Source organism: Octadecabacter algicola, assembly GCF_021532625.1.
Classification (GTDB): Bacteria; Pseudomonadota; Alphaproteobacteria; order Rhodobacterales; family Rhodobacteraceae; genus Octadecabacter; species Octadecabacter algicola.
Window position 1 is genome coordinate 131,813 of record NZ_JAKGAR010000004.1, and the last position, 13,916, is coordinate 145,728.

12 protein-coding genes are annotated in these 13,916 nt (G+C 55.0%); 3 read left to right on the forward strand and 9 right to left on the reverse strand.

Annotation, left to right across the window (positions count from 1 at the left end; genetic code table 11):
• Positions 1-24: 24 nt before the first annotated feature.
• The 6 genes from atpD to L0666_RS15805 all read right to left on the reverse strand — a co-directional run bounded on the left by atpD (position 25) and on the right by L0666_RS15805 (position 5,853).
• On the reverse strand, positions 25-1,449 hold the full coding sequence (gene atpD, locus L0666_RS15780; protein ID WP_235262351.1) for a F0F1 ATP synthase subunit beta: 1,425 nt from the start codon (positions 1,447-1,449) through the stop codon (positions 25-27).
• A gap of 19 nt (positions 1,450-1,468) precedes the next feature.
• Positions 1,469-2,341 carry a F0F1 ATP synthase subunit gamma gene (locus L0666_RS15785; protein WP_235262352.1) on the reverse strand — a complete coding sequence of 291 codons (873 nt, stop codon included), beginning with the start codon at positions 2,339-2,341 and terminating at the stop codon, positions 1,469-1,471.
• Positions 2,342-2,347: 6 nt separating this feature from the next.
• A complete protein-coding gene (locus L0666_RS15790) occupies positions 2,348-2,578 on the reverse strand; it encodes a hypothetical protein (protein ID WP_235262353.1) in 231 nt (76 codons plus the stop codon).
• Between the two features lie 8 nt (positions 2,579-2,586).
• The gene (atpA, locus tag L0666_RS15795; protein ID WP_235262354.1) at positions 2,587-4,125 is read right to left on the reverse strand and encodes a F0F1 ATP synthase subunit alpha; all 1,539 of its coding nucleotides are present in this window, start codon (positions 4,123-4,125) and stop codon (positions 2,587-2,589) included.
• Positions 4,125-4,685, reverse strand: coding sequence for a F0F1 ATP synthase subunit delta (locus L0666_RS15800; protein WP_235262355.1), 561 nt, complete (start codon positions 4,683-4,685; stop codon positions 4,125-4,127). Before L0666_RS15800 ends, atpA begins: the two co-directional genes overlap by 1 nt.
• A gap of 421 nt (positions 4,686-5,106) precedes the next feature.
• Entirely contained in the window at positions 5,107-5,853 is a 747-nt protein-coding gene (locus L0666_RS15805; protein ID WP_235262528.1) for a class I SAM-dependent methyltransferase, read from the reverse strand.
• A 62-nt stretch (positions 5,854-5,915) separates the two neighbouring features.
• Here L0666_RS15805 and gloB point away from each other — a divergent pair, with 62 nt between their 5' ends.
• The 3 genes from gloB (at position 5,916) to L0666_RS15820 (ending at position 10,147) form a co-directional block, all read left to right on the forward strand.
• Positions 5,916-6,680 (forward strand): hydroxyacylglutathione hydrolase, encoded by a 765-nt coding sequence (gloB, locus tag L0666_RS15810; RefSeq protein ID WP_235262356.1) that lies wholly within the window; start codon positions 5,916-5,918, stop codon positions 6,678-6,680.
• Between the two features lie 186 nt (positions 6,681-6,866).
• A complete protein-coding gene (gene clpA / locus L0666_RS15815; RefSeq protein ID WP_235262357.1) occupies positions 6,867-9,188 on the forward strand; it encodes an ATP-dependent Clp protease ATP-binding subunit ClpA in 2,322 nt (773 codons plus the stop codon).
• Between the two features lie 44 nt (positions 9,189-9,232).
• Positions 9,233-10,147, forward strand: coding sequence for a M23 family metallopeptidase (locus tag L0666_RS15820; protein WP_235262358.1), 915 nt, complete (start codon positions 9,233-9,235; stop codon positions 10,145-10,147).
• A gap of 64 nt (positions 10,148-10,211) precedes the next feature.
• On the opposite strand, the gene L0666_RS15825 is transcribed toward L0666_RS15820, so the two are convergent.
• The 3 genes from L0666_RS15825 to L0666_RS15835 all read right to left on the reverse strand — a co-directional run bounded on the left by L0666_RS15825 (position 10,212) and on the right by L0666_RS15835 (position 13,880).
• A complete protein-coding gene (locus L0666_RS15825) occupies positions 10,212-12,107 on the reverse strand; it encodes a peptidoglycan -binding protein (RefSeq protein WP_235262359.1) in 1,896 nt (631 codons plus the stop codon).
• Between the two features lie 3 nt (positions 12,108-12,110).
• Positions 12,111-13,289 (reverse strand): biopolymer transporter ExbB, encoded by a 1,179-nt coding sequence (locus L0666_RS15830; protein WP_235262529.1) that lies wholly within the window; start codon positions 13,287-13,289, stop codon positions 12,111-12,113.
• Positions 13,290-13,358: 69 nt separating this feature from the next.
• Positions 13,359-13,880: a gamma-glutamylcyclotransferase gene (locus L0666_RS15835; RefSeq protein WP_235262530.1), complete on the reverse strand. Its 522-nt coding sequence runs from the start codon at positions 13,878-13,880 to the stop codon at positions 13,359-13,361.
• Positions 13,881-13,916 lie beyond the last annotated feature (36 nt).

Here is a 13,916-nt window from a genome sequence, read left to right on the forward strand (position 1 = left end):
TGTTAGGCTCCTTACGTCCGAGGTTTAAGCTGCGTCTGCAGCCATTTTCTCAGCTTTTGCAATCACGTCGCTGATGCCGCCGACCATGTAGAACGCACCTTCTGGAAGATGGTCATACTCGCCGTCAACAACCGCTTTGAAGGATGCGATTGTGTCTTCCAGTGGCACCTGAATACCGTCGGAACCGGTGAACACTTTGGCAACGTCAAACGGCTGGGACAAGAAGCGCTCAAGCTTACGCGCACGTGTAACAGTCATTTTGTCGTCTTCGGACAATTCGTCCATGCCCAAAATCGCGATGATATCCTGAAGGGATTTGTAACGCTGCAGGATCTGCTGAACGTCTGTCGCAACTTTGTAGTGCTCGTCGCCGATTACGAGCGGATCGAGAAGACGGGATGTGGAACCCAGTGGATCAACCGCAGGGTAGATACCCTTTTCGGAAATCGCACGGTCAAGAACCGTAGTCGCATCCAAGTGAGCAAACGATGTCGCCGGTGCAGGGTCAGTAAGGTCATCCGCAGGAACGTAAACGGCCTGAACAGACGTAATGGAACCGCCCTTAGTAGAAGCAATACGCTCCTGCATGGCGCCCATGTCTGTCGCGAGTGTTGGCTGGTAGCCAACCGCGGAAGGAATACGACCCAGAAGCGCGGACACCTCGGAACCAGCTTGTGTGAAGCGGAAGATGTTGTCCACGAAGAACAAAACGTCGGAACCTGTGTCATCACGGAATTGTTCCGCAAGGGACAGACCCGTCAGAGCGATACGCATACGCGCACCTGGAGGCTCGTTCATCTGGCCGTAGACCAGAGCAATCTTGGAGTCTTCGAGGTTATCAGGAACGATAACGCCGGATTCGATCATCTCGTGGTAAAGGTCGTTGCCTTCACGTGTACGCTCGCCAACGCCGGCGAACACGGACACACCAGAGTGTACTTTCGCGATGTTGTTGATCAATTCCATGATGAGAACTGTTTTACCAACACCCGCACCACCGAAGAGACCAATTTTACCACCCTTCGTGTAAGGCGCGAGAAGGTCGATAACCTTAATGCCTGTCACGAGGATTTCAGTCGCTGTGGACTGGTCTTCGAATTTTGGTGCGTCGCCGTGGATCGAACGACGTGCAGTTGCCTTTACAGGACCCTGCTCGTCAACTGGATCACCAGTCACGTTCATGATGCGACCCAATGTGCCGTTACCAACTGGTACGGAAATTGGAGCGTCTTGGTCAGTCACTTCTTGACCGCGAACGAGGCCTTCTGTGGCGTCCATCGCGATGGCGCGCACTGTGTTTTCACCAAGGTGCTGAGCAACTTCGAGTGTCAGCAGCTTACCGTTGTTGTCTGTTGTCAGCGCGTTCAAAATCGCTGGCAGTTCGCCATCGAATTGGACGTCGACGACGGCGCCGATCACCTGCGTGATTTTGCCTTTTGCGTTAGCCATTATCGTTTCTCCGGTTCTCTTACAGCGCTTCCGCGCCGGAAATGATTTCAATCAGCTCGTTCGTGATGACGGCCTGACGGGATCGGTTGTATTCGATTGTCAGTTTGTCGATCATTTCCCCAGCGTTGCGGGTCGCATTGTCCATCGCCGACATACGAGCACCTTGCTCGGATGCGCCGTTTTCCAACAGAGCCGCAAAAATTTGTGTCGCAACTGCGCGCGGTAGCAGGTCAGCAAGGATTGCTTCTTCGCTAGGCTCGTAGTCGTACAGTGTACCACTGTCCGCATCCGCACCTTCAGGCGCTTCAAACGGGATGATCTGCTGTGCAGTCGGGATCTGAGTGACGACGTTTACGAACTTCGCATAGAAGATCGTTGCTACGTCGAATTCTTCACCGTCAAAGCGGGCCAGAACATCACGTGCGATATCTTGAGCATTTTCATAGCCGATGCGCTTAACCTCAGTGAGGTCAACGTGGGCGATGAAATCTTGCTCAAGGTCGCGCTTGATTGCGTCGCGGCCTTTTTTGCCAACTGTGATGATTTTCACAGTTTTACCAGCTGCTTTCAGATCAGCAGCGTGTGCTTTGGCTTTCTTGGCAATGTTGCCGTTGAAACCGCCACACAAGCCACGTTCAGCGGTCATGACGACCAGCAGGTGCACATTATCGGAACCCGTCCCAGCAAGCAGTTTGGGCGCACCCTCACCACCAGCCGAAGCAGCCAGTCCAGCCATCACAGCGTTGAAACGTTCCGTATAAGGACGGGACATTTCGGCTGCTTCTTGGGCGCGGCGCAGTTTTGCGGCCGCGACCATTTGCATGGCTTTCGTGATCTTGCGGGTCGATTTGACCGACGAGATCCGATTTTTAAGGTCTTTAAGGTTAGCCATTCGGCATCACCCCCCCTTTTTCATTAGTGTTCCAGACAGAACAACAGCGGCAAATGTCAGAGCTAAAAAAATCAGCAGCATCTTTTTCCCATGTTCCTCTCTCTTTAACATTTCAAACTTCTTCTCCGAAACTTCTTGTCTGATCCATTTAGGCCCGGTGTCTTCGCAGCCCTCACAGGCATAGAACTTTTTAGTTCGTTGCTTTTTGCATGTCAGGCAAACAAAGACGTCGGGCATAGATCTCCTTAAGCGTAGTCAGCGGCGAACGCGTCGAGCGCAGCTTTCAACTTGTCAGCGGCATCGCCCTTGATTTTAGGATCGTCGTTAGTGATCCAATCAAGAACATCGGCGTGGTTTGCGTGCATGTGCTTCAGCAATGCTTTTTCCCATGCACCCACTTCGGAAACTTCGACTTTGTCGAGGTAGCCGTTTGTACCCGCGAAGATGATCGTAACGATCTCTGCGTTGGTCAGCGGTGAGTACTGAGCTTGCTTCATCAATTCAGTCAAACGCGCGCCACGGGACAGCAACTGCTGTGTTGCGGCGTCAAGATCGGAACCGAACTGAGCAAACGCTGCCATCTCACGATACTGAGCGAGGGACAGTTTAACTGGACCCGCAACAGAAGACATCGCTTTCGTCTGAGCAGAAGACCCAACACGAGAAACAGACAGACCAGTGTTAACCGCAGGGCGGATACCTTGGTAGAAGAGTTCTGTTTCAAGGAAGATCTGACCATCAGTGATGGAAATCACGTTGGTTGGAATAAACGCGGAAACGTCGCCACCCTGAGTTTCGATAACTGGCAGAGCAGTCAAAGAACCGGAACCGTTGTCTTCGTTCAATTTAGCAGAACGCTCGAGCAGACGGGAGTGAAGGTAGAAAACGTCACCTGGGTACGCTTCACGGCCTGGTGGGCGACGAAGAAGCAGGGACATTTGACGATAAGCAACCGCTTGCTTGGAAAGGTCATCATAGATGATCAGACCGTGGCGGCCGTTGTCGCGGAAGTGCTCGCCCATGGCAGTCGCAGCGTATGGTGCCAAGAACTGCAGTGGTGCAGGGTCAGACGCCGTCGCAGCAACAACAATGGAGTATTCCATCGCGCCAGCTTCTTCGAGCTTCTTAACCAACTGAGCAACTGTGGAACGCTTTTGGCCAACAGCCACGTATACACAGTAGAGCTTTTTGCTTTCATCGTCGCCAGCGGCTTCGTTGTAAGACTTTTGGTTCAGGATGGTGTCGAGAGCAATCGCTGTCTTACCAGTCTGACGGTCACCAATGATCAGCTCTCGCTGGCCACGGCCAATTGGGATCATCGCGTCAACGGACTTCAGGCCAGTCGCCATTGGTTCGTGAACGGATTTACGTGGGATAATGCCTGGCGCTTTAGCGTCTGCAATCGCACGTTTCTTTGCTTTGATCGGGCCCTTGCCGTCCAATGGGTTACCCAAACCGTCGACAACGCGGCCGAGCAGTTCATCACCAACTGGAACGTCCACAATCGCGTTTGTACGCTTAACTGTGTCGCCTTCTTTAATGTCTTGGTCAGAACCAAAGATAACAACACCAACGTTGTCAGCTTCGAGGTTCAGCGCCATGCCCTGAATTCCACCTGGGAATTCGACCATTTCGCCAGCCTGAATGTTATCGAGGCCATATACACGCGCAATACCGTCACCGACGGACAGCACGCGGCCAACTTCTGCAACTTCGGCTTCTTTGCCGAAATTCTTAATTTGGTCCTTGAGGATCGCGGAGATTTCCGCAGCTTGGATCGCCATTACCGGGCCTCTTTCATAGTGTTTTGGAGGGCGTTGAGCTTCGCCTTGACCGACGTATCGATCATTTTGGAGCCAACTTTAACGACAAGACCGCCAATGAGAGTTTCATCAACGGTCGCATTGATAATCACGTCAGAGCCAACGGACGCCTTGAGCGTCTTTGCCAGCTTGTCGGATTGGGCTTTGGTCAGGGCTTTGGCAGAAACGACATCAGCCGTTACTTCGCCCTTTTCCTTTGCAATCATGTCACGCAAAGACGCGACCAACTGCGGCACCACGAACAAGCGACGCTTGGACGCCATAAGCGCGAGCGTGTTGGTCATGGTTTTTGAGAGTTTCATTTTCTTTGCAACGGCCCCAATCGCAGCGCCCTGTTGGTCGCGGCTATATAGTGGGGACGAGATCAAATCGCTCAGGTCGTCACTGCCTGCAAGGGCGTCAGACAAAGCGTTAATATCTGTTTCAAGACCTTTAAGGCCTTTGGCGTCTTTGCTCAGGTCAAAGACGGCTGTGGCATAGCGAGTTGCGATGCCGGAGGAAATCGAAGCTGATTCAGACACGTCCACCCTTCCGATGTCTTGGCCCCGGCCCTTCGGTGGAAGGCTTTGGGGGGTCACATTAAAGCCCCACAGAGTCGCGGGGCAGTTAATTCTCGGCGGATGTAGCAGAGGGTTTCACATGGGGCAACCGCCTTGCGATGCAAATCGCTAACGCCTGCGGTTTCAGTACACCTTTGCATACCGAAAACAGAAAATAGCGATTTTAGCGTTATCAGCGCGCGGAACCGCTCATTCCTTAACCTTTGCAACCAGATGCGCGCAAAAAGAGGCGTTAGGGTTCGTAGTTTTGCGATAAAAAAAAGCAACGGGGTGCGGCGTTTTGGCACAAAGTGCGGGCAAAATGGAAAAGGCACTGATAACTTTTGCGAGCTCGGATCGAAAGCATAGCCGTCGAAAGAACTGATTCCGACTCACTTTGTCGTCAGACTGGTTTAACAACCGGCCCGCCCATCCCTTCGAGTACGCGCAGGGGCCGCTTGACCGCTTCGGTCAAACCGGGGCGCTTGGGCTGCGGCACCTGTTTGGTGACTTCGACCATTAGGACCCCTCCGGCGGCGAACACTGGCAAATGATGACCGGCGTTCTCAATGGTCCCTGCCAACTTTCGCCACATCCGTTTGGAGGATGGCGGCTGATAGAGTGTCGAGAGTGTCTTTACAGGGATCAGCCCAACGGACCGAAGCTGGCTTTCCAATTGTCCCAGCGAATAAGGCCGCCCAAAGCCAAACGGAGTGTTGTCCGCGCGCGACCACAAACCAGCGCGGTTTGGCACGATAAAGACCGCACGCCCACCTGGCCCCAAGACCCGCCAGCACTCATCCAGCAAAGCCATCGGGTGATCCGATGTTTCTAGGCCATGTAGCAGAACCAGTTTATCGACTGACCCTGCCGCCAAGGGCCAAAGCGTGTCTTCGCAAAGAACGCTGACATTCTTCTGCCCCGCTGGCCACGGCATGACTCCCTGCGGTCCCGGCATCAACCCAATGACCCGCCGCGCATCATCCATAAAGGGTCGCAATAATGGCACCGCAAAACCGAACCCAACAACCGTTTGACCCTTTGCCTCAGGCCAAAGCCGAGTAAGTTCGGTGCGGATCACCTTTTGGGCCGCACGCCCCAACGTGCTGCGATAATAGAATTCTCTCAGATCATGCACGTCTAGATGCATTGCGCAGGCACCGTCTTTCAGTAACAATTACCGCTACCATACCCATCAAGGACGCCAATGCCATGCCTCTTGAACTGTTAACCGTCCCCTGCCTCGAAGATAATTACGCGTTCTTGCTGCACAATTCAGATAGCGGGGAGACCTTGTTGGTCGATGCCCCCGAAGCCGCGCCCATCCAAGCTGCTCTAGATGCACAGGGCTGGGTGCTGACCGATATCTTGCTGACTCACCATCACTGGGACCATGTTGATGGGCTTCCCGCCTTGCGCGGCAACGCACGGGTGATCGGTGCCGCCGCCGACGCAGACCGGTTGCCCCCGCTTGATTTGGCAGTGAGCGAAGGGGATGATCTGACCATCTGTGGTGCAAAAGCGCAGGTCTTTGACGTTTCGGGCCACACGATCAATCACATCGCGGTCTACGTTGAAGCTGCAGGGGTGGTGTTTACAGCTGACAGCTTGATGGCATTAGGTTGCGGTCGCCTTTTTGAAGGCACGCCAGCGCAAATGTGGAAATCGATGCAGAAACTGCGCATCCTGCCCGATGAAACACGGGTTTGTTCGGGTCATGAATATACAGAAACCAACGCACGTTTCGCTCTGACTATTGAACCACAGAATGCTGACCTTATCTCTCGTATAGACGAAATCACCAAGACCCGTGCTGCGGGGCTTCCGACGGTCCCATCCGAACTGGGGCTAGAAAAACGAACCAACCCCTTTTTGCGGGCGGATGTTCCCGCACTGCAATCCGCAATGAGCATGGTAAACCAAGATCCGGCTGACGTTTTTGCCGCGGTAAGAAAAAAACGCGATACGTTCCAATAACCCTCCAACCCCTTACCTGCTTGCCCAAAAAAGAGACTTCACAGCCACTTTCGGCCCTCAGTAACGGTTTTGTGCCCAGTTTTCCCTTGAAGCTCGGCGAAATAAGCCAAAACTTAATCATAAGAGGCCACGGTCTAGTCGGGCCGAAAACACCCGGCAGACCCTCGATCAAGAAGGAGCACCAACGTGCCATCATTCTCCACCACGCTTGAGCAGTCCATTCATGGCGCCTTGGCGCTTGCCAATGCCAAAAAACACGAACTCGCCACGCTTGAGCATCTGTTGCTCGCGTTGGTTGATGAACCTGACGCGGCCCGCGTAATGAAGGCCTGTTCCGTTGATCTGGATGAACTTCGCAAAACGCTCGAGGATTTTATCGACGACGACCTCTCAACCCTCGTCACCGAGGTTGAAGGTTCTGAAGCCGTTCCAACGGCCGCATTCCAGCGCGTCATTCAACGTGCTGCGATCCACGTACAATCCTCTGGCCGTACCGAAGTCACGGGCGCCAACGTCCTTGTCGCGATCTTTGCGGAACGCGAAAGTAACGCTGCCTACTTTTTACAAGATCAGGACATGACTCGTTATGACGCTGTGAACTTCATCGCCCACGGTGTCGCCAAAGACCCCGCATTCGGCGAAAGCCGCCCGGTTTCTGGTGCGCCAACTCTGGACGAAGAAGCCGATGTCGCTGGCGAAGAAAGCAAAGACGAAAGCGCTTTGGCCAAATACTGCGTTGATCTCAATGTCAAAGCCTCCGAAGGCGATGTTGATCCACTGATCGGTCGCAGTCACGAAGTTGAACGCTGCGTGCAGGTCCTGTGCCGCCGCCGCAAGAACAATCCTCTGCTCGTTGGTGATCCAGGCGTTGGCAAAACTGCCATTGCCGAAGGTCTGGCACGAAAAATCGTCGAAGGTGAAGTGCCTGACGTTCTGTCTAGCACTACAATCTACTCCTTGGATATGGGCGCACTGCTAGCAGGCACCCGTTACCGTGGCGACTTTGAAGAACGCCTCAAGGCTGTGATGACCGAAATGGAAGATCACGATGACGCCGTACTGTTCATCGATGAAATCCATACCGTGATTGGCGCTGGCGCGACGTCCGGCGGCGCGATGGATGCGTCCAACTTGCTGAAACCTGCTTTGGCAGGCGGAAAACTGCGCTGCATGGGCTCTACGACCTATAAGGAGTTCCGCCAGCACTTCGAAAAAGACCGTGCCTTGGCCCGTCGTTTCCAAAAGATCGACGTGAACGAACCGTCTGTTGAGGATTCCATCAAGATCCTCAAAGGACTGAAGCCGTACTTCGAGGACCACCACCAGATCAAATACACTGCTGACGCGATCAAATCTGCTGTAGAATTGGCCGCGCGCTATATCAACGACCGCAAATTGCCGGATAAGGCGATTGACGTAATTGACGAAGCGGGCGCTGCTCAACATCTGGTCGCGGAATCCAAACGCCGTAAAACCATTGGCGCCAAGGAAATCGAAGCGGTCGTCGCGAAAATCGCACGCATCCCACCTAAGAACGTTACGAAAGACGACGCTGAGGTGCTCAAGGATCTCGAATCTAGCCTCAAGCGGGTCGTGTTCGGTCAGGACGACGCCATTGTCGCGCTGTCCTCGGCAATCAAACTGTCCCGTGCGGGCCTTCGTGAACCTGAAAAACCCATCGGCAACTACCTGTTCGCAGGCCCAACAGGTGTAGGTAAAACCGAGGTCGCCAAACAGCTGGCAGATACTTTGGGCGTCGAACTCTTGCGGTTTGATATGTCCGAATACATGGAGAAACACGCGGTTTCCCGTCTGATCGGTGCGCCTCCGGGCTATGTCGGCTTTGACCAAGGCGGCATGTTGACCGACGGCGTCGATCAAAACCCGCACTGCGTGCTTTTGCTTGATGAAATGGAAAAGGCTCACCCGGACGTCTACAACATCCTGCTGCAGGTGATGGATCACGGCAAACTGACTGATCATAATGGTCGGACAACGGATTTCCGCAATGTCATCATCATTATGACATCCAACGCAGGTGCCTCTGAGATGGCGAAAGAGGCGATCGGCTTTGGTCGTGATCGTCGTACCGGCGAAGACACAGCAGCCCTCGAAAAGACGTTCACGCCGGAATTCCGCAACCGTCTTGACGCGGTGGTTTCCTTCGCGCCACTCGGCAAAGAAGTTATCCTGCAAGTGGTCGAAAAGTTCGTGCTACAACTCGAAGCACAACTCATGGATCGCAACGTGTCCATCGAACTGACCCGCCCAGCCGCCGAATGGTTGGCCGACAAAGGTTACGACGACAAAATGGGTGCGCGCCCCTTGGGCCGCGTCATCCAAGAATACATCAAGAAACCACTGGCCGAAGAACTGCTATTCGGACAGCTGGCCAAAGGTGGCCACGTCAAAGTTGGTACCAAAAAGGGCGAACTGGATCTCCAGATCGAACCACCAGAAAAGGCTCGTATCTCAAAAGACAAACCGCCGCTTCTCGCTGCGGACTAGTGATACGCCTGACTGCACTTATGATATCCTGCGCCATGCCCGCCATGGCGCGGGATTTTCAATTGGACCTCCCGATCGACTGCGTGCTCGGTGAGACCTGCTATATCCAGAACTACGTCGATCACGACCCCAGCGAAGCTGCTTCAGATTTCCAATGCGGCGCGCTGTCCTATGACACGCATAATGGCACTGACTTCGGCCTGCACTCGCTCGCTGACATGGACGCTGGTGTTGACGTTCTCGCGTCGGCCTCCGGCACGGTGCGCGGCGTCCGCAACGACATGCGTGACGTCATCTATACCCCCGACCTTGCTGGCGAAATCAATGGACGGGACTGCGGCAATGGCGTGGTCATCGCCCACGGCGATGGTTGGGAAACCCAGTATTGCCACATGAAAGAAGGCTCTGTCGTTGTGCAAACAGGGGACATCGTCGAAACCGGCGATATTCTTGGCGAAGTCGGCCTTTCAGGGCGCACCCAATTCCCCCACGTCCATATCGTTGTGCGCCGTGACGGAAATATGGTGGATCCGTTTGATCCCGACGGTCAGATCACGTGTAATGAACCTTCAGATGTCACACTTTGGCACCTGCCGCTCGACACTCCGCTTGGAGGTCTAATAACCACTGGGTTTGCCGACAAAGTGCCGGAATATCTCGACGTCAAAGCTGGAACAGCAGCAGCGTCCGAACTATCCGCAAACGCGCCCATAGTACTTTGGGCCTTTGCGTTTGGGGCACGACCGGGTGACTTATTGCACATTGCAATCGATGGTCCCGACGGCCCGCTGTTTGAAACAGATGATGTCCTAGATCGCCAACAAGCCCTCTTCATGCGCGCAGGTGGATTGAACGCGCCAGACGCAGGCTGGCAATCTGGCATTTACACCGGTGTCGTAATCCACAGCCGTGACGGCATTGAACTGGATCGCCAGACCGCCACAGTCACCCTCCCCTAACCGCGATTGGCTCACGCCAACACAACACACCAAAAATCATGGGCGGTGTAGCCGCTCCATTGGATTACCGCTCGGTGAGCTTCAATTCGATACGGCGGTTTTGGGCGCGGGCGGCGTCCGTATCCCCTGGGTTGATCGGCTGATACTGTCCGAACCCGTTCGCGGCTAACCGGTCTGGCGGAATACCTAGTGAATTCACCATATAAAGAACGACAGAAAGCGCCCGCGCTTGGCTAAGTTCCCAATTATTCGCGAATTCCCCTGCACCCGACAGCGGCACATTATCAGTGTGGCCATCGACGCGGATGACCCATTCAATCTCGTCGGGAATATCACTCGCGACGTCCCGTAATATCTGAGCAACCTTCGCAATCTCGCCCCGCCCTTCAGCCGACAGCTCCGCAGCACCCTGCTCAAACAAGACCTCAGACGAGAATACGAACCGATCGCCTTCGATCCGCACCCCGTCCACGTCCTCCAAAACAACGCGCAACAACCCCAAGAAATCAGACCTGTACCGCTCAAGTTCTTCGGCTTCGGCAGCAAGCCGTGCAACTTCCGCTGCCTCAAGCGCGTTGTTACGCTGCTCCGCCAGCAGCGCTCGCGCCATTGCCGTATTAAGGTCTTGGGTCAGGGTCTCGATCTGCACATTAGCCGAGACATCTTCGTCGTTCGCCAAGTCAAGCAGCCCCTGTAGCTGATCCAACTGCCCGCGCAACGTAGTCACTTGTTGGTTCAGCAGGGCTACCTGACGCTGGCTCTCTGATGACAGTGCTTCTTGTTCCGCCAATGCGGCATTCGCTTGCGCCAACAGTGCTGTCTGGCGATCATTATCCGCTTCGGCCAAACCTGACTGAGACTGGGCTGCAGCCAACGCCGCAACCGCTGCCGCCAACTCAACGCCCAATGTGTCCCGATCCGTCGTGGCGGTCTGCAACTCTTGTTCAAGTCCAGTACGCGCGATCAGCGCATCGGCGAGCTGGGCCTCGAGCGCGTCCATGCTTTGTGTTGTCGCTCCTGCGTCATCCAGAGCGGCGGCCAATCGCTCGGCCAAAGCGTCGCGATCCAGCCCCATGGCGTCGGCGGCGGCCTGCGCCTCTTGCTGAGCGAGCAATGCAATCGCAAGATTCTGGTCGAGTTCATCGCGCGCGATTTCAGCAGCAGCCAACAACGTCAGAGTGTCTTCAGCTTGTTGGCGTTGTTCCTCAAGCGCGAGCGTCATCGCCGTAATCTCGGTGTCTGCCCCTGCCAGCCTTTCACGCAACGCCTCCGCCGCGGCGGCATCGACCAACAACTCGGCTTCCAACTCGTTGATCTGTTCTTGTGCCGCTGCCCCTTCGGTTTCCAATTCTGCGACCATCGCCTCAAGGGCTTCACGACGGGCGGCGGCCAACCGCGCGGCTTCTTCGCCTTCGTCAATCTCTGTGCGGGCCTGCGCAAGCGCCAGTGCCGCCGCGTCTTGCGCTGTCAGTAGCTCAGCCTCACGCGCTTCCAATCCCTCGATGGTGACCTGCGCCTCACGGCGTTGTGCCAACAACCCTGCAACCTGTGCCTCAAAGCCCGTGATCTGCGTGTCTGCGTCTGACAGAGCGGCTGACAGCTCATCACGTTCTCCAGTGAGACGAGCGATTATCGCATTTTGCTCAGCCACCGCACGTTCGCTTTCGGTCAAATCCGCTTGCAGTCCTGTGACCTCACCCGCCAGAACCCCGACTTGGTTCCCCAACGTGGCTGAGCGATCCTGCTCAAGCCCCAGTGCGTTCGCTAGTGCGGCCACTTCGGCCGACAGTTCGTCCAGCTGAGTTTCCTGACCTGTGATCGTTTCTTGAAGAACGAATTGCAGCACCATGAATATGGTCAGCACAAACATCAAAACCAGCAAAAGGCCGGTCATCGCATCAACGAACCCCGGCCAAATCGAGCCTTGGAACCGCGCACCTGTTCTGCGGCTCAACGCCATGGCTTAGGTGCCGTCCTGATTGGTTTTGCGCGCCTCTCGCGTGCCTTGGCGCACAGCTTTGGTTAGGCCGGCCATGTCGGCGCGCAGATCGTGAATGACTTCTTGTCGGCCAGCGGCCATTTCTTCGAGAATACGCAAAATCCCCACATCAATAGACCGGAGCCGCATACGACTTTCGGCATCGATGCCTTCCATTCCAGTATCTTTCAGCGCAACAATCAATAGTTCTTGCGCATTGGCGACGCGGGACAGCTGCTCTGTTGCATCGGTGCCTGCGGTATTCTTTGCCAACTCTTCTACGACTTCGGCCAAAGCGCCGATGCGTTCATTGGCCTCTGTCCGGCTCGCCTCTGAGGCGGCAAACATGTCTTGCATGCGTTCCATTTGATCAACCATATGGTCAACGACACCTGCCATTGCGGTGGTTTCACCGTCCGCTTCATCCCCCGCTGCAAGGCCGACGCGGGTGATCGAGGACAGCCACTCTTCGAGTTCGCGGTAAAATCGGTTTTGTCCGTGGCCTGCAAACAGTTCCAACAGCCCAACAACCAGTGACCCAGCAAGCCCCAACAAGGACGACGCAAAGGCCACTCCCATACCGCCCAACTGGCTTTCTAGCCCCGCCTGCAAACGCACAAACACATCTGCACCGCTTTCGCCCTCATTCGGGGTGAGAGACCGGATCGTGTCCACCAAGGCGGGAACGGTCGTCGCCAAGCCATAAAAAGTCCCCAGAAGGCCAAGGAAAATCAAAGTATTAACAATATATCGCGTAATCTCTCGGTCTTCATCGATCCGCTGAGAGACGGAATCAAGGATAGAGCGGCTGGAACTTGACGTCAGATGCATCCGCGCCCCGCGCGACCGCATCAACGTCGCCAACGGCGCCAACAGGCCCGGAGCTTGGATAAGCTGCGTGGCTTCGTTTTCGCCGGCAAATCCCTCAATCCAGCTGACCGATTTGATCAACTGCCAGACCTGCCAAAAACAAGACATCACGCCGATAATGAAAACGACGAATATGAACCCATTCAAGTAGGGGTTCGCCAAGAAGACCGGTCCGACTCGCGGAAAGGCTAGGATGACACCTGCGCAGACCAAGCCCAAGCCGACCAGCATCAATATGATCTGGCGCCAAGGTTGGGAGAACTGCGGCTCGGCCTTATCGTCCCCTGTTGCCATGGGATCAGGCACCTCTTTGTTGTTTGTTGCGGTTAACATATGCGCAAGCCGCGCATTTCCCAAACAAAATTAACCCAGCGCACGCACGCGATTAACCAACCAGTCCATATCAGGGTCGCTGATCCCCATCTTCACCAAATGCTCTGCGGTGTTGAACAGATATTCAGGGTTCGGGCCACGCCCGCCGACTGACCGCGCGATCATCTGCGCTTGGCGTTCAAGGTCGAACTGACAGTATTGTTCGTGGTCACGGTTGATCACATAGGCCAGCGCGTCCACGTCGCGCCCGTCTTGCAGCGCCAATGGCAAATGGCGTTCAACATAGGCGCTTGAAATTAGCTCGCGTTCTCGCAGGTCTGCCAAAACACGATCTTCATCATGCTCGGCGACACGAAACGCAACACCCGTGCAGGTCGCGTCGCCTTCATCCAGCGCCAACACCAATCCGGGGTCTTCAACTGTGCCACGGTGGTGAATCGACAGCATACAAAAGCTGCGGTGATAACCTGACAGCGTTGCTGTCACGGCTTCGACTGGTTCAAAACCGGGATTCCACAGCAAAGATCCGTACCCAAACACCCACATTGTCATAAGCCATGGCCCTTTCATTGCGGCTCCTCTAAACAC